17 protein-coding genes and 6 pseudogenes are annotated in these 19,799 nt (G+C 36.9%); 7 read left to right on the top strand and 16 right to left on the bottom strand.

From position 1 onward, the window contains the following. Nucleotide 1: 1 nt before the first annotated feature. The 4 genes and pseudogenes from AC2VOY_RS15950 to AC2VOY_RS15935 form a co-directional block, all read right to left on the bottom strand. Entirely contained in the window at nt 2-295 is a 294-nt protein-coding gene (locus AC2VOY_RS15950; RefSeq protein WP_491834230.1) for a hypothetical protein, read from the bottom strand. A 212-nt stretch (nt 296-507) separates the two neighbouring features. After that, on the bottom strand, nt 508-807 hold the full coding sequence (locus tag AC2VOY_RS15945) for a hypothetical protein (RefSeq protein WP_491834229.1): 300 nt from the start codon (nt 805-807) through the stop codon (nt 508-510). A gap of 87 nt (nt 808-894) precedes the next feature. Continuing rightward, nucleotides 895-1,682, bottom strand: a pseudogene (locus AC2VOY_RS15940) (3'-5' exonuclease); the annotation flags it as partial. Further along, on the bottom strand, nt 1,683-1,874 hold the full coding sequence (locus AC2VOY_RS15935) for a transposase (RefSeq protein ID WP_491834228.1): 192 nt from the start codon (nt 1,872-1,874) through the stop codon (nt 1,683-1,685). Between the two features lie 82 nt (nt 1,875-1,956). On the opposite strand from AC2VOY_RS15935, the pseudogene tnpA (AC2VOY_RS15930) reads away from it, so the two are divergent. Further along, a pseudogene (gene tnpA / locus AC2VOY_RS15930) lies at nt 1,957-2,379 on the top strand (IS200/IS605 family transposase). Between the two features lie 173 nt (nt 2,380-2,552). Here the strand turns inward: tnpA (AC2VOY_RS15930) and AC2VOY_RS15925 are convergent. The 4 genes from AC2VOY_RS15925 to AC2VOY_RS15910 form a co-directional block, all read right to left on the bottom strand. Further along, nucleotides 2,553-3,203, bottom strand: a complete 651-nt coding sequence (locus AC2VOY_RS15925; RefSeq protein WP_491834227.1) for an HAD family hydrolase — start codon at nt 3,201-3,203, stop codon at nt 2,553-2,555. Between the two features lies 1 nt (nt 3,204). Beyond that, nucleotides 3,205-3,426: a tautomerase family protein gene (locus AC2VOY_RS15920; RefSeq protein ID WP_491834226.1), complete on the bottom strand. Its 222-nt coding sequence runs from the start codon at nt 3,424-3,426 to the stop codon at nt 3,205-3,207. 343 nt (nt 3,427-3,769) lie between these two features. Further along, a complete protein-coding gene (locus AC2VOY_RS15915; protein WP_491834225.1) occupies nt 3,770-4,552 on the bottom strand; it encodes an AfsA-related hotdog domain-containing protein in 783 nt (260 codons plus the stop codon). Between the two features lie 11 nt (nt 4,553-4,563). Continuing rightward, entirely contained in the window at nt 4,564-5,175 is a 612-nt protein-coding gene (locus AC2VOY_RS15910) for a hypothetical protein (protein ID WP_491834224.1), read from the bottom strand. Nucleotides 5,176-5,992: 817 nt separating this feature from the next. Between AC2VOY_RS15910 and treR the strand changes: the two genes are divergently transcribed. Beyond that, nucleotides 5,993-6,970 (top strand): trehalose operon repressor TreR, encoded by a 978-nt coding sequence (gene treR, locus AC2VOY_RS15905; RefSeq protein WP_491834223.1) that lies wholly within the window; start codon nt 5,993-5,995, stop codon nt 6,968-6,970. A 170-nt stretch (nt 6,971-7,140) separates the two neighbouring features. Here treR and AC2VOY_RS15900 read toward each other — a convergent pair whose 3' ends face one another. From AC2VOY_RS15900 to AC2VOY_RS15890, 3 genes and pseudogenes are all read right to left on the bottom strand, one after another. Next, nucleotides 7,141-7,245, bottom strand: a complete 105-nt coding sequence (locus AC2VOY_RS15900; protein WP_491834222.1) for a zinc ribbon domain-containing protein — start codon at nt 7,243-7,245, stop codon at nt 7,141-7,143. 38 nt (nt 7,246-7,283) lie between these two features. Continuing rightward, nucleotides 7,284-7,361: pseudogene (locus AC2VOY_RS15895) on the bottom strand (hypothetical protein); the annotation flags it as partial. Between the two features lie 89 nt (nt 7,362-7,450). Beyond that, nucleotides 7,451-7,546, bottom strand: a pseudogene (locus AC2VOY_RS15890) (hypothetical protein); the annotation flags it as partial. Nucleotides 7,547-7,922: 376 nt separating this feature from the next. On the opposite strand from AC2VOY_RS15890, the gene AC2VOY_RS15885 reads away from it, so the two are divergent. Next, nucleotides 7,923-8,936, top strand: a complete 1,014-nt coding sequence (locus AC2VOY_RS15885; protein WP_491834221.1) for an HAD family hydrolase — start codon at nt 7,923-7,925, stop codon at nt 8,934-8,936. 120 nt (nt 8,937-9,056) lie between these two features. Here AC2VOY_RS15885 and AC2VOY_RS15880 read toward each other — a convergent pair whose 3' ends face one another. The 3 genes from AC2VOY_RS15880 to tnpA (AC2VOY_RS15870) all read right to left on the bottom strand — a co-directional run bounded on the left by AC2VOY_RS15880 (nt 9,057) and on the right by tnpA (AC2VOY_RS15870) (nt 11,792). Next, nucleotides 9,057-10,139 carry a ParB family protein gene (locus AC2VOY_RS15880; RefSeq protein WP_491834220.1) on the bottom strand — a complete coding sequence of 361 codons (1,083 nt, stop codon included), beginning with the start codon at nt 10,137-10,139 and terminating at the stop codon, nt 9,057-9,059. After that, nucleotides 10,139-11,338, bottom strand: coding sequence for a ParA family protein (locus AC2VOY_RS15875; protein ID WP_491834219.1), 1,200 nt, complete (start codon nt 11,336-11,338; stop codon nt 10,139-10,141). The genes AC2VOY_RS15880 and AC2VOY_RS15875 overlap by 1 nt, the downstream gene beginning before the upstream one ends. A gap of 238 nt (nt 11,339-11,576) precedes the next feature. Further along, nucleotides 11,577-11,792, bottom strand: a complete 216-nt coding sequence (gene tnpA, locus AC2VOY_RS15870) for an IS200/IS605 family transposase (RefSeq protein ID WP_491834218.1) — start codon at nt 11,790-11,792, stop codon at nt 11,577-11,579. 9 nt (nt 11,793-11,801) lie between these two features. Here tnpA (AC2VOY_RS15870) and AC2VOY_RS15865 point away from each other — a divergent pair. Both AC2VOY_RS15865 and tnpA (AC2VOY_RS15860) read left to right on the top strand, forming a co-directional pair. Further along, nucleotides 11,802-12,358 (top strand): annotated as a pseudogene (locus AC2VOY_RS15865) (RNA-guided endonuclease InsQ/TnpB family protein); the annotation flags it as partial. Between the two features lie 319 nt (nt 12,359-12,677). Further along, complete coding sequence (tnpA, locus tag AC2VOY_RS15860) at nt 12,678-13,100, top strand: IS200/IS605 family transposase (protein WP_491834217.1); 423 nt, start codon at nt 12,678-12,680, stop codon at nt 13,098-13,100. Nucleotides 13,101-13,435: 335 nt separating this feature from the next. On the opposite strand, the gene AC2VOY_RS15855 is transcribed toward tnpA (AC2VOY_RS15860), so the two are convergent. Together AC2VOY_RS15855 and AC2VOY_RS15850 are read right to left on the bottom strand one after the other, a co-directional pair. Continuing rightward, nucleotides 13,436-14,845 carry a hypothetical protein gene (locus tag AC2VOY_RS15855; RefSeq protein ID WP_491834216.1) on the bottom strand — a complete coding sequence of 470 codons (1,410 nt, stop codon included), beginning with the start codon at nt 14,843-14,845 and terminating at the stop codon, nt 13,436-13,438. Nucleotides 14,846-16,245: 1,400 nt separating this feature from the next. Next, nucleotides 16,246-16,344 (bottom strand): annotated as a pseudogene (locus tag AC2VOY_RS15850) (IS200/IS605 family transposase); the annotation flags it as partial. 175 nt (nt 16,345-16,519) lie between these two features. Here AC2VOY_RS15850 and treB point away from each other — a divergent pair. Together treB and treC are read left to right on the top strand one after the other, a co-directional pair. Then, entirely contained in the window at nt 16,520-17,944 is a 1,425-nt protein-coding gene (gene treB, locus AC2VOY_RS15845) for a PTS trehalose transporter subunit IIBC (RefSeq protein WP_491834215.1), read from the top strand. A gap of 85 nt (nt 17,945-18,029) precedes the next feature. After that, the gene (gene treC / locus AC2VOY_RS15840; protein WP_491834214.1) at nt 18,030-19,751 is read left to right on the top strand and encodes an alpha,alpha-phosphotrehalase; all 1,722 of its coding nucleotides are present in this window, start codon (nt 18,030-18,032) and stop codon (nt 19,749-19,751) included. Nucleotides 19,752-19,799 lie beyond the last annotated feature (48 nt).

Here is a 19,799-nt window from a genome sequence, read left to right as displayed (position 1 = left end):
TCTATTCAACATCTAAGCATTGTGGAGACTTGAGCTTTCTGAGATAAGCCGCCGGAACATGCAAGCCCTGGCTGTCGGTCCCTAGTCCAAGCTTCTTTAATAACGCACTTTTGAGATCTCGACTATGCTCGCCAAAACAAGGGGCATTAGTTGTTTCGTCAATTTCTCGCAGCAAAGCCAATACACCCGAATACGCAAGATACTTTTCTGTTTTGGTTGCATTTTCATTGCTAACAACTTGAATCAGCTCTTCTAAAATAGTGAGCTTAGATAAAAGCTCCTTTGATGTATTCATATGGCACTCCCCAGAAACAAACTCCACCTTGTGTGGTTGCTCACAGCAAGAAAACAATTTGAGCTACACAACCTAACTAAATTTATTAGGTGTCATCCTATCACAAATTATTTTGTAGGGAAGATTAAGCGGCAATTTTTTGATCTGGATTGCAATTGCCGCTCAGGTATGGGCGTGAAGACCTTGTTTTGTGCCAATGCTGATAGCCGCTATCAATGCGCCACCCGCACCAGTGGCACTACGATGTTACTGCTTTGAGACTTCTCTTTTTCCGAGTCTGTAGACATCAGGGCTCGTTGCTCACTCTCTCGAACACGCCTGGCAACTTCTGCCTGGGCTGGTAGCAATGGCAGCATCCCTTCAGCAATCGCGTCTGGGGCAGACTCTTGGCCACAGGACATCAAGTGCTTCCACGGATCTTTAAGAAAGCGCTCGAACGTGATGTCAAATTCAATGATGCGGGCAGAGACGAAGATTTCGTCCCAGTATTCAATGTAGGTGTATTGGTACATGGAAAGATTCCTCTTATTGGTTAAACCATGAGTTCACTTTTCATTTTCCAGAGGTTTTCAAATATGCAAGGCTTACCTTGTAGAGAGCTACAAAGCTTTAAATCGATTGCGGGCATCTTTGTAGTCATAGTGGGCATGTTCTGAGCCACGATGGTACAAATCATCCAGGTAAGTTTGTTCCTGCGGCAACTCGTCTTCGCTGATTTCGCGCCACCAATGTTTGTTGGCACCTTTAACACCGTCATGCCAGCGGTAACCACGCTCTTTTAAATAGTCCTTTACGTCAAACGGCGCACCAAACGAACTAACACAGTTCGCCTGTCTGCTTCAGACAACAAGTTTGCAACGGACTCGGGCAACAAATGAAGTAACCAGGCCACCGCCAAACAATCGGTTGCAGCTCGGTGTCCTTCATAAAACCAACCTAAGCGAAGCAGCAGGTACTCAAACTTTCGACTTTCAAAGCCCAGCGCCTTCCAATCTATGCCACTGGCTGAACAGGCCCAAGATAGATGGCCTAATGTGACAAACCGCTTTTCAAAGAAAGGCGATCAAACTGAGCATTGTCTGCAACCACCAGCGGATCATCGGATAACCAACTCGCTACCAGTTCATCATCAATGCACTGGCCTTGCACCATCTCATCAGTGATACCGGTTAACTCGATAATCAGCTCGGAGATTGGCTTGCCGAGATCTCCATACAAACTAATCACATCAACAATCGACACAATCCGCTTAGCTGAGAGCAGTAAAGCACCTTAATCATACCAAGCTCAATAATGGACTCATCTCGTCGGCAGACAGTCCGGTTGTCTCTGTATCGAGTAGCACCATTGGCTGTTCATTACCGACCACAGGAGAGAGTTCAAGTGGTCAGAACTGCTGCGCAAGCATTCGAGCTTTCGTACGATTGGCACTGCCTTTTACCTTGCGTGACAGTTGACGCTGTTTACGCTTGAGGTTCTTCTCAACACGTTTTACAAATCTTGGGTTGGCGGTTTTTCTACCATTTGATTCAATCGCAAAGTGAGACAAACCTAGATCGATACCTGTTACCTTTTTCATTATGTGAAGTGGAATAGGAGCTTCTACGCCATCATCAACAAGGACAGATGCGTAGAACTTGCCTGTTTTTCTCAGGCTTAAATTGAGTGTGTTTGATAATGTTCAACTACATGGCTATCTTAAGAAAAGACATAGTGTTAGTAAATTGGTAGTGCATTTAGTGTTTACAACGAAATACAGACGCAAGTTGTTTACTGGAATGATAATCGAACAATTAAGAGAAGCTTTTGAATCGGCTTGTCTGAAATTTGAATGTGAGTTGATAGAGATGGATGGCGAACAAGATCACGTTCACGTTCATTTACTGATAGCGTACCCACCAAAATTGTCAGTGAGCGTAATGGTTAACAACCTTAAATCAGTTTCATCAGTGCAGAATACGCATCTTACAAACCAAAGTAAAACTACGGCTTTATGATCACGTTCTTACTTCGCTTGCACAGCAGGAGGGGCAACAATCGAAACGCTCAAGGCATATGTCGAAAGTCAATCAACCCTAGATTAAGCCGCTTTGCGTCTTACACCTTATATCTCCGCCCAATTAGGCGAGGTTTTCGGCGCAATGGGTAATGTTTTCTTATTCATACACCCATATTGCCCCCCAAAAAAAGCTCACTCAAGTAGGATCAAGTGAACTTAGCCGCATAATTTTGCTGTCAAGGACTCCTAGGTGAATAATTAAATGATAGACCAATTATTTTTCTCAGCATAAAGTGAAAGTGTACTATTTTCTCCCACGCATACAGGGTGACCTGTTATTTCGAGCATTGGGATATCGGATATATCATCACCATATGCATAGGATTTTTTGAGGTCTATATTTCTTTTAATACAAAAGTCAAGCACCGCGATTTTTTTCCCTCTCCCTATTGTTTGCGGCGTGCCTATCTCTCCTGTTAGAATACCATTTTTCTTTATTTCTAATGGTGTACATAGAATATCTTTAATGCCTAGATGATTAGCTATTGGCCAAAGAATTGGCATCATAGATCCTGACACTAAAATAATATTATAGTTTTGAGCTTGATGTTTTTTTAGTGCTGAGATTGCGCTGCTAATAAAAATATTTTTATTTATCACTTCCTTAAACCATTTTTTTCCAGCCTCAACTAATACTGAATATTTGACGTCTTTAAACTGACGATAATATTGACGATTTAACTCTTCTCTTGCAGTTCCCTTTGTCACGCTATCAACAAACCCTGATATATATAACTCAAGTTTATCTATTTCTTTTTTTTCTCTGTACCAGAAGTTTAAAAAATCATACATACTTTTCATATTTATCAGAGTTTCATCAACATCAAAGAAAGCGGCTGATTTTTTCATATTATTCCTTATACTCTGTGCGACGGCTTTCAGTCTGAAATTCTTTATTGCTACCTAAAATACCTGCATCAGACCAATGCGATGGATGTACTTCGTTTACTACAATCGAGATTTTATCTAGAGGAATCCCCGTTGTTTTATGTACAACATAAGTAATTTTCTCGTGTAGACTAATCATTTGATCTTCTTTAATTGGCCAAGTTGTTATATGTATAAATGGCATAATTACCTCAATTTATTGTGATGAATTTTTCAAGTTCCTATGAACTCATATCGAGAACAGCGACAGATGTTGTATTATCCTACGGAGGTTTGTCCTGAAAAATTGATATCCTACTATTGTGTTTTAAAGTGAGACTTGATAAGTCAAATAAGGTGATATTCATTAGTCAAAACCTGATAATGTGAAATAGATTCCCTGAATCCTAATGAGGCTAGTTCACTAATCCACCTATTATTAATTTCCAAAGGGAGAAAGCAAATATCGCTTCCCGAAATATGCATGATTTCTGATACCCTTTTCAGTGATTCCTGAGCTGTAATAGATGGACACTTAGACGGTTTTGTCAAATTAAGCATAATTCACCTGTAGTATTTTTCTTCTTATCATTTAAAAGCATTTTGGTTACAGCTAACTCAGCGAGTGAGTCTTCTTTTTTACAAATTATCTCGGAAGGATATATAGTGAATGAAACATCGATAATGGCGCAAATAATCTTGTTTTGAACAGCCTGAATAACACCTTTAAATTTCCCTCTACGTTCATTCACATTTTTTTCTATAAATTTAAAAGTAATAGTGGCAGGTAATGGGAACATAAAGTTAGGGAAATCAATACTCATATTATTAATTACGTAGTAAAGACCTATTTCTTCTTTGTATATCCATTTTTCTGTTACAGCAATAAATGCTTGACGAGCCGCCTCAACAAGTATCATCCCTGAAATATGCTGGCCTGTTTGATGATCAGTCATCAGATCACAGCGTTCATCAATGACTAAAGGCATTTCATACAATATATTATCTTCCCCTACTGGCTTTGAAGGACCAATAAGGATATTTTTAGCATACCTTTTATGGCTATGAGCATTTTTACAACTGTTCAAAAAACGTTCTAATGAATTTGTATTTAGTTTTCGCTTGTTCTCGATATTATTTACTTCACTAGTAAATATTTCCTTCAAGACATCACTGCGGATCCCTTGCCCTAAAATAATCTCGATAGCTTCATTTGATTTTTCAGACTGAACTTGAGTAAGTAACTTCAGTTCAGATATCGTAATCACATCTTTCCCATTAGTGAAATCATGAAACTTATCCCCAACAACAACTATTTTCTTTGTATCCATGGAGCAACTCCTCAATTTATAAATGAACGATAAATACGGGTATTAAGCCCATTCACACCACCCGTAATATATTTTTCGCCAGCCTCTTGAACGATTTTCTCATATTGTGAATTAGTAAAAATATTACTATAAATATCTTTATCAACATTAAATGAAGATATAAACATAACGCCCGGCTGACCACTAATTAATGAGTGGAAGGCATCGAATCTTTTAATTTTATCTTTGTTATCTCGAACAATATTGAAAATAGTTTTATCTCGCCATTTTTTATATTTTGAATAATTTTGAGCGGAAACCTCAACATGGCGAAGTTGTATGTATTTTGAATCAGTTATATCTAATGCACTCTCAAGTGGTGATTCAATATAAGTAAGTAGATCTCTGCGTACATCACCAGATAGAATATTTGATAATCGATGAAATATTGAATTAAGCTCATCCTCAATGAATGTAATTTGTTCAAAGTTATTAATTGGACGTAATTCAATGAATTCATTTATATCTTTTTCTTCACAGAAATAATATTTTTTGGTGCTTGTACTTTCCAGCCCAGAGATATTATGTGACGAGATACCTCTTTTAACTGGAAAGTATGATATTAACATATACTTGGGTGGCATGCGTTTTCCTTGTTACAAATGATAATGATTTATATTTTGATATCTAACCTATCAAAATTAAAAATCAATGGAATTGTTAATTATATAATTCACTTTTTGTATCAAAGAAGAGGGATTATGTACTTGTATGCTATAGCAAGCCTGATATTAATCATTTTTGTGTGACACTTCATACTTTATTAACAAGAAATTTTTTAGTTATTTCGCCGTAACCCCTCATCCAACGGCCGGAGATATAATGCACACTCAAAAGCATTACTTTAAGCTTGGGTAATCGCTTCGATATTGATTGAGAACGGTCAAGAGCCCCTAAACCAATTTAGCATATAGATAAAACTATTGGGGTTGATTAGGGTCTGTATCACTGTGCAATTCTTTCCAATAAAAGAAAAATACAATCATTACGGTTACAAAGTTGAGGAAATCCCCCTACAGATTCGTTCTTGGAATTACTCAAGCTTGCAATAAAAGGGGAGCGACAAAGATATAAATGCATCCCGAAATTTGCAAGATAAGGATACTTGAAATTTAAAAGCGGTTGGAGTAACAGTTTCTGCTTGCATAAATCTTGTCATGAACATGAAGCAAAGAAATTAGAAGCATCGCTCCTCAGGCCGGTGATAAGTCACACCGTAGAGACGTAAGCTCGATATTGATAAACTGTATAGTATCATTAATAATATCTGATATCATCAGTGATACCATATTGACGACAAGAATCATCTTGCTTTAGATTGGTGATTTGCAACCTTAAACTTCCAGTGTATGTAAGATACATATTCCGTTACTATATAAGAACTAAAAACATAATCTATTCATGAGCAAAAAACTTACTATTCTCGATATCGCAAAACTCTCTGGTGTAGGTAAATCTACCGTATCTCGAGTACTTACCAATGATCCAAAAGTAAAGCCAGAAACTCGAGAGAAGGTAGAAAAAATCATTCAAGAATCCGGTTTCATCCCTTCTAAATCAGCACAATTAATGCGAGGCGGAAGTCAAAAAGTCATAGGGATAATCATTTCACGTCTTGATTCCCCATCGGAAAACAAAGCAATTAGTGGCATCCTCGATGTAAGCTATGCCAATGGTTACGATGCGGTTATAATGGAAAGCCAATTCAGTCGTGATAAAACCAATGACCATTTGGCTATTCTTGAACGTCGCAATGTTGATGGCGTCATTGTCTTTGGCTTTAGTGACTGTGATCTTGAGCCAATTAAAAAGTGGAACAATCGTGCTGTAGTTATTTCCATAGATACAAAAGAGATCTCATCAATTAACTATGATAATTCTGAAGTAATTAATCAAGCAATTGAGTCTATAACAAAACAAAACTTAAAGGAAATTGCTTACGTAGGAGTTGACCCAAAAGATCAGACAACAGGGTTTTTACGCTTAAATGCATACTTAAATTGGTGTAAGCAAACAGGAATAAAACCTAACTATTACACTGGAGAACTTAGTCATGAAAGTGCATACAAAGGAGCCTTCAAGGTCATAAACCAAAAGACTCAAGCGGTTGTTTGTGCCACTGATACACTGGCACTGGGTGTCATTAAATGCCTTCAAGAGTTAGGGAGAGAAGATGTCATAGTGACTAGCGTTGGTGGTCATGAACTCTTATCTTTTTTATTTCCAAAAACCATCAGTATTGATCCCGGTTATAAGCAAGCGGGGCAAAAAGCTGCGCAGGTTTTAATAGACCAACTTAACGGTTGCGATTCAAAAACTCATATAACTCAAAAACCCTTATTCGCCTCAACTAACAAGAAGAATATACTCTCAGCCTAATAGCTGGGAGTTTAACTACTCACCGTCCTGATCGGAGTACACATTATACACCCTCTAAATTACTGTATATAACTGATCGGGAGATACTTTTTATTTCGTTGGCCGTTGCTCAATAGTATCGAGACGAACACAGCTTCCATAAGCAGAGACGATCGTCCAACCACCTTTAATTATAGAATCTCTTTGTCATGGATATTAAGGCCGGCATTTAAGTCGCGGTCTATATCTGTAGTACCGCAAGATGGACAATCCCACTTGCGAACTGATAAGGGCAAGTTTTAGAGCTTGCATACCACAGTTCGAACTTCACTAGATGCTTACCTTGCGCTTTCAGTTTGTACTCCAACTTAACGACAAAGCGATGCCATGAGGCATCTGCTATGTGTTTCACCAGTTTTCGGTTTTCATCATATTGGCTGATTTCAATGTCTCGACTATCACTGCTTGATTTTCGTCAACAAGAGTTGGAGAGAGTTTGTATTAAAAATAAACGCGAGTATTCGCTACCTTTTCATGGCATTTAGCTACAAGCATTCGAGCTTTCGCATAATTGGCACTGCTATTTGACTTGCGTGATAACTGACGCTGTTTACCTCTGAGATTCGTCTCAGCATGTTTTACAAATCTCGGGTTGGCGGTTTTCTACCATTGGATTTAATCGCAAAGTGAGACAAGCCTAGATCGATACCCGTTACCTTTCTCACCGTGTGAAGTGGGGTGGGGCTTCTATGCCATCATCAACAAAGATAAACACGTAGAGCTTACTGTGATTTCTCTGTAAATATTCACCTTAACAGGCTTCATTTACGGCGAAATGGCTAACCAAGAGTCGTGCTACATAAATCTATACTCTCACTAGCATTTATTTTTCTCGCATCCTTTATTATTTAAATATATCCTTAAATAATAAAGATCCAGATAATTTACCTGCGTCATTAAACAAGGATATATGATGAACACATACTTACACAAATGTTTAAAGCCTCTACTTTCTGCGTCACTGATTGCTGCAAGTTTCTCAAGCCTCGCAGCCGATCCCCTACCTTCATGGAATGATGGTTCTACCAAAACTTCTATAATTGAATTTGTGGAAAAAACCACAGATAAAAATTCTTCAGACTTTATTCCAGTTCCAAGCCGTATAGCAACGTTTGATAACGATGGAACTCTTTGGGCGGAAAAACCAGTTTATTTCCAACTTCTTTTTGCAATAGACCAAATTAAGAAAAATGCCGATCAGCATCCTGAATGGAAAACGACTGAACCTTTTGCATCAATTTTAAAAGATGATATTAAAGGCGCCCTTTCAGGTGGTGAAGAATCTCTCTTTAAAATCATCTATGCAACCCATTCAGACATCAACCACGAAGATTTCCAACAAGAAGTAAAAGATTGGATTAAAACAGCTAAACATCCTAATACTGGCCGCTTATATTCTCAGATGATCTATCAACCTATGTTAGAGTTATTAGACTACCTACGTGACAATGACTATAAAACCTTCATTGTTTCCGGCGGTGGCATTGACTTTATGCGCGTTTTCACTGAAGAAGTTTATGGCATTCCTCCAGAACAAGTAGTCGGTAGCCGCATCCAGACCAGTATCATCGAAAAAGATGGGAAGTTAGTTATCAATCGTGATCCTAAAATTAGCTTTTTAGATGACAAAAATGAAAAAGTAAACGGCATTTATCAACATATTGGTCGTCGTCCTGTCGCAGCATTCGGTAATTCCGATGGCGATTTACAAATGATCCAATACACCACACAAGGTGATGGTGCACGCTTTGGTTTATATGTCCACCATACTGATGCTGAACGTGAATGGTCCTATGATGAAAATTCTGATGTCGGCTCATTAAAAGAAGGTCTAATTGAAGCGAAGAAAAATGGCTGGACTGTTGTCGATATGAAACAAGATTGGAAGGTGATTTACCCTCAATTAGAAAAGCTGAACACTAAGTAAGTTTTACATAAAAAGAACGTAAAGTTAATATTGTGATCCCACAGGGGATCACATATTTTCAGATCCTTATATCTCCGCCTTAGCATCGGTTGAAGGTTTACGGCGAAATAGCTAATTTTATTACATTGAGTTATTTTTTTTCAAAACGTTAGCGATAGCTTCATCTAACTCATCTTGCACTTTCTTAGGCAAACGTCCAAATTCATAAGAGAAATTACGTCCCTTAACTCGCTTACGAGCAAATACACCTTTTGTATCAAATTCGACTAAAGGTGTGACTTCTGCTTTTTCCAAGGCCTTCTGAGCTTCTGAAATTTTCAGCTCAGATTTAATAACCGTAACGATAGCCTCTTTTTGATCCGGAATAGAATATTCAGCCTGAATATTGACAAGTTCAGATTTAACCTTTGAAATAAAAGATGTCAATAAATCAGGTGTTGAGCAAACCTTCATTACTTTATCAAGAATAACGTAATCAGGATGAGAAAGGTCATCCGCTGTAGGAAACAGGGCTATTAACTTCGAATCAATCTTTGCTGCTTTAATAGCTTTACTTACTCCTGCCTGGCTTAATCCTAACTCTTTAGCTATTTCTGATTGCGTTATCGCTGAGTTAGTTGCTTTTAAAGCTAAGCATTGCATACCCATTTCACGTAAATTATGCTCTTTAGCTGTTTGAAGTTGCTTCGCTAACGCTTTCGCATCTGATATTGATAATGAATCTTTAGTGACTAAGATTTTAAAATGTTTAATACCACCATTTTCTGATAAAAACCTTGCACGACGCCGAGAGCCATCCAAAATGTCTATTTTACCGTTAACTTCATGCCCCACAGCTGGATAAAATTGTTGATATTTAATAGAGTCTAAGTCTTGAAGCGACTCTTTGGTTAACAGTGATTGGTCGCGTCCATTGACATCAAAGGTCACTAATGTCTCATTCTTGACTTGCTCAAAATTCAGTGTGACCTCGTGAAAAGTTGCTTCTTTTCCAGAAGCTAGTTTCCACACCATGCTTTTACCCACTGCATTAATGCCAAATTGCTGAGTTAAAAAATCATGAACGGTTTGACCTGAATTAGCTACCTCATATCTTAATTGACGTGTTAATGATTCAATATTCGATTGAGTTGCACTTTGTTGTGCCTGTGATGATCCAACTGCATTGCCTAATGGGCTAATATTTCCACGCTTTTTCGCCATTACTTAGACTCCTGTTCACGCCATACATTAAGAATGTCACGATGAATTTGACTTGCTACCTCGTAACTATTTTGTTGTGCTGTTTGAAAACTTGCTTTACTTTTAGGGTATTCACTTTTAGACATATCAAAGACAGTAGAAAGCAAAGATGATGATTGCCTAATTGCTTCACTATTTTTAAACTCTTTAGAATATAAATACGGAGCAAAGTGCTCATATAGGTTATTCATAAGCTCTGTTGTGGTAGAGCTATCTTTATGGTTGGTTAGTAAGATTTTCATAAAGTTATAACCCGGGTGATTTGCATTATTTAGCAATGCCCAAACTTGGGGAATATAACTAAAATAAGAACATGTTGCATCGATATCATTTTCGGTAATCGATAAAGGAAAAACCACACTTGTTGCAGCATAATAAGCATTATACGTTGCATATCCTAATGAAGGTGGCGTATCAATAATAATGATATCAAACTCATCTTTTACTGAATCAATAACTTGTTTTAATAGTGAGTAAGGCGAAGATAATTGATTACTAAAAACTTGTTCATGAAACCAACCTTCAATAGCTCTATCTGATTGTGAAGCAGGTAAAATACGTAAATTCGGTATAGTTGTAGGTAAAAAAGCTTCTGATACAGCTTGTTCAAAAGTTTCATTTTCTTCAAGCTCAAAATTATGCATCATTAAGTCACCAACAGATAGGCAACCCTCTTGAGCAGACTCTGGAGCATAGTACATCGATAGTGTTGCTTGACCGTCCATATCGATGAGCCCAATTCGGTATTCTTGATGGAATTCAGTAGCTAAACCGGATGCAATTGTTGCAGCAGAAACTGTTTTACCTACTCCACCTTTTTGGTTTTGTATAACAATTACTTGTGCTGTTTGCTTTAAGCTTCGATTAAAACGATTTTCTTTACGTAGAGCCTCTGGTAATAAATCACGTATACGATACATCTCTTCTATATCAATCGACCATTGAGAATCATCATGTCTGCGAGGATCTATTTCAGCATGAGCAACGTATTTATCTAAGGTTTTAGCGTCAATACTTAAGTAAGTAGAAGCCTCACTCCGAGTAAAATTTCTTAGTTCTTTACGATGGTTGGCTAATAGACGTAAATTGCGTCGTTTAATATATTGATCAGCACCATCTTTCAGTTGCTGAAATGTCTGTGTAGTTTGAGCAGTATCCATTTATACCTCCATGATGATTTAATATTAAGTATATACCTAATTTTTTAAGGTTGGAAGATAAAATCAACGGAATGTGTTTTTTTGAATGTAATTTTATGTGACCAATAATTGACTTATTGCAGTTATAGTAAGAATAACGATTAAAAACCACATAAAGAAGTCACTACGTACGGTACTCCCTACGAAAGAGCAGGGAATAGCCAAGATGCGAAGCATCTTAGCTTGGTCTATCCTGCTGCTAAATGTATTGTTTGATCACCGTTAATGGCGGATCGCCACATGTGCTTGCAAAATAACTTCGAATCCAAAGAATATTTTTTCTAAATGCACTCGCTATATCATCAAAATCTCTACGCATTCTGCGTGAGCTCGTTGCCTTAAGTGAATTGACTAACTTAGGGGATGTTGAGATCAAAAGATACACATGATCCGCCTTAATACTTTTCGCAAGCATGAAAAACACCTAGCGAAAGCGCAACACAAGTTAGCGAATAAGGCTAAATTTTTTGCTAACTGGCGTAAACAAAACGAAAAATTCAAAAGTTACACGTCCGTATTGCTAATTCCCGCAGGGATTATCTACACAAATCACCTTCCGAGATAGGCAAGAACCACTCCATGATAGAGATAGAAAATTTACGGGTTTCGAATATGTCCAAATAAGCAAAAGGCACCACAGAAAAACACGGCAAAAATGTTAAGGCAAAATCAGGACTGAATAAGTCAATTTTGGATCAGGAGTGGTATGAATTCAGCCGACAACTTGAATATAAGCAACTCTGGAGTGGCGGCATTGTGATTGCCGTCATTGAGCAATACACTAGCCAAATATGCCCTTTTTTGTGGATGTGTCTCGAAAGATAACCGCCAAACTCAAGCGCACTTTAATGCGTTAAGTATGGTTATACCAATAACTCCGATATTATTGGCGCATTAAATATATTAGAGCGAGGACACCGCTTTTTAGCCTATAAAGTGAGTGGTGCAAGAATTCCGCCAGCAGCAGGAACCAGCCATTAAAATGATTTAGTGACACTCAGTAATGGAAATCCAATCCCCCTTCAGAATAGCGCAAGAGTGTAGATGGGGGAGGATATCATGTTCGCGACAAACCTCAGGCACTGCCGTACCAACTTCATCTTGTTTTAGATTATGAGAAAATTCTACTTTTGCCAGTGATTATTTTTCGGAGGATTACCGTACAATAAAGCAATTATTCAGACTGAATATTGACAAATTTCATGTAATTGTTTTCAATTTAATTGAATATTTAGGGGGATTGAAACATTAGCACATATGGGGCTATAATAATCATATCAAAAATTTATAGAGTAAATCCGTGAAAAAAACTCTCCACAAGGAAAAACATACTTTTAATCCTTTGTATTTGAATATCATTTTAGTAACGAAATATCAAAAAAAGATATTTAATAAGCAGCATCTCGAAAGTCTAGAAGATGTTTTTAAAGAATTATGCATCGAATTTGATGCAAAGTTAACTAGATTCAACGGAGAACCTGATCTCGTTCACTTATCGATCATCACCTCACCAAAAACACCTGCTGTAACAAAATTAATTAGCTTATTTAAAGCTACTGGTTCTAAACGTTTATGCAGGGAGTTTAATGATAAAGATGAAATATTTAGACAAGGTATGCTTTGGAGTCGATCTTATTTTGCTGATACTTGCACGGATGTATCATTAGACTTAATTCGTCAGCATATAAAACAGCGTGATCGTTTACAATTTTGTATCAGTTAACTTTAACGAAATATGTTACTTCTCACCGCCCCAAGGTTTCTCATGCTACAACTTGTTCGTGACAAGATTTACACAAGCCTCCGCAAGCAGAAACAGTCAGTCCAACCGCTTTTAAATCAATTTCATCACGACTTTTGAGGCAGCAAAATACACATTTGCAAAGATTAAGTAAAAGGTCGGCACTTTGCTTCAAGCGCAGGTGGTGTGACAATTGAAAATTCAAAGCATATGTAGAATTTCAAAATACGAGATTTTGTGCATTATACCCCGCCCATTGGGCGGGTTTTACGGCACGTTTGCTAATACAAGTAAAAATAACAAAACATATACTTTGCCTATGCTTTTGTTTTTCTTGCAAGTTTCAAGCTTTCTAGCATTTCAATTGCATCCTTTTGTTTGTGTGCCTCAGCCAAAGCCTCAAGACGTCTAACTGTATTTGTCGGTAACTGCATAAAAGCTTCTCTAATAGATTTTAAATCATTCCCAGCGATAGCACGCATTCTAGGAAAATGCTTTATTGCATACGTTTCTCGCACTTCATGATTACGTGACTTAGGCAGTGGGTGAACTTTTAAGTATTCTTTAATGCTCTTAGTATGATTCACTGGCTCTGATTTATATTGCTCAACAAAATAATCAGTTTTTAACCCAACATTACAAGTAACATTTGTGAAAACACGTTGCCGCTTAAATGTTGTTTCTTCGAAAGAAATTAAGTTCTCACTTTGTAATTTTTTCATGGCTTTTGTCACAATTGAGCGTCTATTTTTATAAATGTTAGAACTCAATTTCAACTCATCTTCCGTAAGAGTTGGATAACAACGCTTCACTAAATCCATTATATGAAGAGAGTCCAACAGTTTTATTGGCTTATTAGATTCGATGGCAAAGTGATGTCGCAGACTAGAAATATAATTAAGTAGCGTTAACTCTATATTGGATTGGGGAACATTCATCAATTCACGATTAAGTCGTAATACGCGGTCATCACGAAATAACTGATATAGAGCAAAGGTTGGTCTAATTTTAATTTGGAATGTATCTGTATCAAAGTTCATGAAAGCAATTAATGGCTGTCCAGTAACTTTGTTTTTAGTTGGCGATGTCCAAGATAGACGTAAGGCCATGATCCGGCTCAAAGTTGATTGAAATTGTTCTAAAATTTCAGTACGACCATACCAATTTCTAGAATAGTGCTTACGATTTAAAGATAATAATGACTTATCTAATATTGACCAATAATCAATCGTTACAACCTCACCTTCATTAATCACTTCACCATCTTCACCATATTGTGCAAACGAAGTTATTGGTGTTTTCAATAACTCTTGGATTGCAGCTGTTAAAACAGGCATATCTGTTTTAGGGCAAAGAATCTCGCCACCTAGCTTAATATTATGTAGATTAAGGCCCACTTTTTTGGCTAACGCTTGAAATTGAGTTTGATCCATACCACTTAAAGATTCACCTACATTAGCCATTGACGCTATAGGTAATGCAAAAAGGGAAGAAGGTATAGCATTATGCTCACTAGGCTTTTTAGTTTCGTACAGAGCGGGTGCATCTAAGCCTAACTCAGAAATATATTGATCAAGATAATCTTGGACTTCAAGATAAGTCAAATTCACTAATTCATCATTAGAGCACTGTTGTGATAGATACAATGCAAACTTCATACTTTCTATACTTAGCATAGAGTATTGATCTAATTGTAATAATTCATCTATATAACTTAAAAAATACATTTATATAAACCTTCTATGAGTTATAACTCGTACTTTACCACAAAATACGAATTACGACACAATTCTTATGTTAGCAATTTTTTGTAATCCCTCGTCCAATAAAACCGGGAATAGAACGTCATAGCTGATTATGACTCACTTCTCTCTTTTTAAGATAGATAACCCAAAGTGCTCGTTATTACGATAGGCTATCACTCTCACTTTTATATCTAATGCGAGTGATAACTCATACTTCATGAGTCATGTGTCTCCTTTGAAGGTTTATGAGACAAATTGATCGCTTTCATCATGTGTAATCACTCTCATTTTCTATCTAATGCGAGTGACAACTCATACTTAATGAGTCATCTTTCGCTTTTGGGGGGGTTATAAGACAAATTGACCGCTTTCATCATGTGCGGTCACTCTTACTTTATATCTAATGCGAGTGACAACGCAAACTTCATGAGTCATCCTTCGCCTTTGAATGTTTGTCAAACAGATTGATTGCCTTTCAACATGAGCGATCGCACTCACTTTTATATCTAATACGAGTGACAACGCAAACTTCATGAGTCATCCTTCGGCTTTAAATGTGTATCAAACAGATTGATTGCCTTTCATCATGTGCGATCACTCTCACTTTTATATCTAATGCGAGTGACAACGCAAACTTCATGAGCCATCCTTCGGCTTTAAATGTGTATTAAACAGATTGATTACCTTTCATCATGTGCGATCACTCTCACTTTTATATCTAGTACGAGTGATGACACATACTTCACGAATCATCCCACCCCTTGGAATGTATGCCCAATAGATTTTTCTCATTTTCATATCTAATGCAAGTGACAGCTCGTTATTCATGAGTAATCTCTATTCATTTAATACTTATCAGACAGATTCATCGCTTTCACCTGTATATTAATCGTATTTTCATATCTAGTACGAGTTATGACTCGTCATTCCTGAGTCATAACTCGCATTGTTTATGCATACTTTTCCTCAAACTAAGACACCTAAAAATCTAATTTAAAAGATAAGCACCTTGTATTCATACGGCAAATCATATCTCAGACATAAAACAACACGTATATTAGGTTTTAAATAAACGTAATATTATAGTTTAAAGAATCAAAATCAAACATATCATTTATTAATCAACAACTTAAATACAAACAAGTTATCCACAATACCTGGAGTTGTCACTCGTAGTTTATAAGTTATAACCGTAAAAACATGAGCAATCACTCGTACTTTTAGTGTCAGCTTCTTAATTGCTTGCGTGATCCATCGCACTTTAAGCTTGATCACTTGCACTTCAACGGTAAAATCATTTGTATTTCAATATGTTACACACCGGATCTTTAGATCTTTTGATCTTAAATATCTAATTATCTTATGATCTTATGAACCAAAAATTGTTCGATCATAATTCCAATAAGCAACTTCCGTCTGTATTTCGTTGCAAACATTAAATGCACTACCAATTTACTAACACTGTATCTTTTCTTAAAATAACCAACTCGGGATTATATATATCAACACAAACAAAGTTATTATGTGATCTACATCAAACAATGGGAACATTCCCATTGTTACTTTTAACAAACTCCGGCAATATACAGCCGAAACAATGGGAATGTTCCCATTGAAATAATGAATTAAGCATAACTTGAAGCTAAGGCCAACCTCATGAGCAAAATTACAAAACAAGACGTCGCGCAAATAATTGAGCACGTTGGCGGTAGTAATAATATTGCAAATGTTAGCCATTGCCTCACTCGTCTACGCTTTGTACTACACGATACTGATAAAGGTAATACCAAAGCACTAGAACAACTACAAATAGTTAAAGGCTGCTTTACAAACGCGGGACAATTTCAAGTTGTTATAGGCACAAATGTTGATGAAGTCTATAAAATATTAATAGCACTGATAGGTAAAGAAGAAACATCAAAAGATGAGATTAAACTAGCAGCTCGAAAAAATATGAATATTATCGAGCGAGGAATTTCTCATCTTGCAGAGATTTTCATACCTCTTCTTCCCATGATAATTACTGGTGGTTTAATTCTCGGCTTCCGTAACTTGATTGGGGACATAAAAATATTTGATGACCAAACATTAACACAAACTAATTATGTTTGGGCGACTGTGTATTCATTTCTATGGTTGATTGCAGAAGCAATCTTCCATTTCTTACCAGTAGGTGTTTGTTGGTCTACCGTTAAAAAACTCGGTGGCACACCTATTCTAGGAATTACATTAGGTATTACACTGGTCTCTCCACAATTAATGAATGCTTGCCTAATTGGTAAAGAAGTCCCAGATGTATGGAATTTTGGGCTATTTGCCATTGAAAAGGTCGGTTATCAAGCACAAGTGATCCCCGCGATATTAGCAGGTGTCGCTCTAACATTTATAGAGAAAACGCTTAAGCGGATCACACCATCCTATCTATACCTTGTAATTGTCCCATTTGTTTCAATATTACTATCTGTGATCCTTGCTCACTCGATAATTGGACCATTTGGCCGAGCACTTGGAGATGGTGTTGCAACTGCAGCAAAAGCTGCAATGACTGGTGATTTCGCAATTATTGGTTCAATGATATTTGGTTTTGTATATGCACCATTAGTTATTACAGGTATTCACCACACTACTAATGCAGTTGATCTGCAATTAATGCAAGAATTAGGTGGTACACCAATTTGGCCTATTATCGCACTATCAAACATTGCACAAGCATCTGCAGTACTAGGTATTATTCTTATTAGTAAAAAGCATGGCGAGCGTGACATTTCTATTCCTGCCGCCATATCAGCTTATTTAGGTGTAACTGAGCCCGCAATGTACGGAATTAATCTGAAATATAAATTCCCAATGTTCAGTGCAATGATCGGCTCTGCAATTGCTTCAATGTTATCTGGGAGTGCCGGTGTAATGGCTAATGGTATAGGCGTCGGTGGTTTACCTAGCATTCTATCTATCCAGCCACAATACTGGACTGTCTACAGCCTTTCTATTCTCATTGCTATCATTATTCCAGCATTGCTAACAGTGATCTTCTATAAACAAGCACAAGCTAAAGGCAAATTGGAAAACACTTACACATAATCTTAATAGATTTATTTCAAAACAAGAGCTTTCAATCATTATTACTCTATTATTTTTCTCATTTTTTATTTTAAGTATAATTACCATGACCACATTAATGCCCCAATCAGTTGATAAATTCTGGTGGAAAAAAGCTTCTATCTATCAAATCTACCCAAAGAGTTTTTGCGATAGTGGAGCAAAAGGAACTGGTGACATTCGAGGTATTATATCTAAACTCGATTATCTCGATTATCTCGGCATTGATGCAATATGGCTGACGCCAATATACCATTCTCCAATGATAGATAATGGTTACGATATCTCAAACTACTACGCCATTAATCCTAGTTTTGGAACTATGGCTGATTTTGAAGAACTATTAACTGAAGCCGAAAGTAGAGGTATACGTATCATTATGGATATCGTTGTGAATCATACCTCAACTGAGCATGAGTGGTTTCAATCGGCTCTTGGGGATAAGAACAGTCCATATCGAGATTATTACATATGGAAAGATCCAATTGATGGAAAAATACCGAATAACTGGCAGTCTAAATTTGGTGGCAGTGCCTGGGAATTAGATGAATCTACTAATCAATATTATCTTCACCTATTCACTAAAGAACAGGCGGATCTTAACTGGGAAAATCCAAAAGTTCGTGAAGAAGTAAAAAGTATTATTAGTTTCTGGGCAGAAAAAGGAGTCGATGGTTTTCGCTTGGATGTAATCAATTTAATTTCTAAGCAGCAAGACTTTTCAAACGATAATGTTGGTGATGGTCGCCGTTTCTATACTGATGGGCCAAAAGTACATCAATACTTACAGGAAATTAGTGAAGATGTTTTTCAAAAGTATGGCTGCGTAACAGTTGGTGAAATGTCTTCAACTACTCTTGAACACTGCCAAAGATACTCATCTCTTGATAACAAAGAACTGTCGATGGTTTTTAACTTTCATCATTTAAAAGTAGATTATCCAAATGGTGAAAAGTGGACAAAAGCTCCTTTTAACTTTATTCAATTAAAGAAAATTTTCAATCATTGGCAAACAGGGTTAAACGGCAAAGGTTGGGGGGCCCTTTTTTGGTGCAACCATGATCAACCACGAGTTGTAAGCCGCTTTGGTAATGATAACGAATACCACAATGAATCAGCAAAAATGCTTGGTGCAACTATACACATGATGCAAGGTACTCCTTATATCTACCAAGGTGAAGAAATCGGTATGACGAATCCCGGTTACACTTCAATTGAGCAGTACCGTGATATTGAAAGCACCAACATGTATGAAATTATGGTGAAGAATGACAAATTGGTCACTCATGAATACATGATCGAAATTTTAGCACAAAAATCGCGGGATAACTCCCGCAGTCCAATGCAATGGAATGGTTCTAAATATTCTGGTTTTTCAAAGGCTAAACCTTGGTTAGAAGTAGGACAAAACTACACTAGATTAAACGTAGAATCAGCTATTATAGATACAAACTCAGTTTTTTATTTCTATAAACGACTAATTGAGTTACGTAAAGAAGTTGATGTTATTACAACAGGGGATTATGAAGATCTTTTCCCTTTGCACAGCACGGTCTTCGGGTATAAACGACAGAATGGACATCAAACCTTAATTTGTTTAAACAATTTCTATGAGGTTGATGTTAAATGTTCACTACCTAGCTATATTGACCTTACTCAAGCGAGAGTTCTCTTGAGTAATTACAATGAGCAATCTGAAACTATCACTCATGATCAAAATCTACGACCTTATGAAACCCGGATTATTTTGATAGAAGAAAATGGTCATTGCCTATTTAAATCAAACTAGATAATTTCGAATTGTCTTTTCTACGATGAAAGGGTTGTCATTATTCAT

The sequence above is a fragment of the Vibrio sp. KMM 9700 genome (genome assembly GCF_058545285.1).
This window is presented reverse-complemented; position numbering and strand designations above follow the sequence as displayed.

What these genes read in the sequence shown, in the direction of transcription:
- AC2VOY_RS15950 (WP_491834230.1), bottom strand. Translation starts at nt 295, where the DNA reads ATGAATACATCAAAGGAGCTTTTATCTAAGCTCACTATTTTAGAAGAG.
- AC2VOY_RS15945 (WP_491834229.1), bottom strand. Translation starts at nt 807, where the DNA reads ATGTACCAATACACCTACATTGAATACTGGGACGAAATCTTCGTCTCT.
- AC2VOY_RS15935 (WP_491834228.1), bottom strand. Translation starts at nt 1,874, where the DNA reads ATGAAAAAGGTAACAGGTATCGATCTAGGTTTGTCTCACTTTGCGATT.
- AC2VOY_RS15925 (WP_491834227.1), bottom strand. Translation starts at nt 3,203, where the DNA reads ATGAAAAAATCAGCCGCTTTCTTTGATGTTGATGAAACTCTGATAAAT.
- AC2VOY_RS15920 (WP_491834226.1), bottom strand. Translation starts at nt 3,426, where the DNA reads ATGCCATTTATACATATAACAACTTGGCCAATTAAAGAAGATCAAATG.
- AC2VOY_RS15915 (WP_491834225.1), bottom strand. Translation starts at nt 4,552, where the DNA reads ATGGATACAAAGAAAATAGTTGTTGTTGGGGATAAGTTTCATGATTTC.
- AC2VOY_RS15910 (WP_491834224.1), bottom strand. Translation starts at nt 5,175, where the DNA reads ATGCCACCCAAGTATATGTTAATATCATACTTTCCAGTTAAAAGAGGT.
- treR (WP_491834223.1), top strand. Translation starts at nt 5,993, where the DNA reads ATGAGCAAAAAACTTACTATTCTCGATATCGCAAAACTCTCTGGTGTA.
- AC2VOY_RS15885 (WP_491834221.1), top strand. Translation starts at nt 7,923, where the DNA reads ATGAACACATACTTACACAAATGTTTAAAGCCTCTACTTTCTGCGTCA.
- AC2VOY_RS15880 (WP_491834220.1), bottom strand. Translation starts at nt 10,139, where the DNA reads ATGGCGAAAAAGCGTGGAAATATTAGCCCATTAGGCAATGCAGTTGGA.
- AC2VOY_RS15875 (WP_491834219.1), bottom strand. Translation starts at nt 11,338, where the DNA reads ATGGATACTGCTCAAACTACACAGACATTTCAGCAACTGAAAGATGGT.
- tnpA (WP_491834218.1), bottom strand. Translation starts at nt 11,792, where the DNA reads ATGCTTGCGAAAAGTATTAAGGCGGATCATGTGTATCTTTTGATCTCA.
- AC2VOY_RS15855 (WP_491834216.1), bottom strand. Translation starts at nt 14,845, where the DNA reads ATGTATTTTTTAAGTTATATAGATGAATTATTACAATTAGATCAATAC.
- treB (WP_491834215.1), top strand. Translation starts at nt 16,520, where the DNA reads ATGAGCAAAATTACAAAACAAGACGTCGCGCAAATAATTGAGCACGTT.
- treC (WP_491834214.1), top strand. Translation starts at nt 18,030, where the DNA reads ATGACCACATTAATGCCCCAATCAGTTGATAAATTCTGGTGGAAAAAA.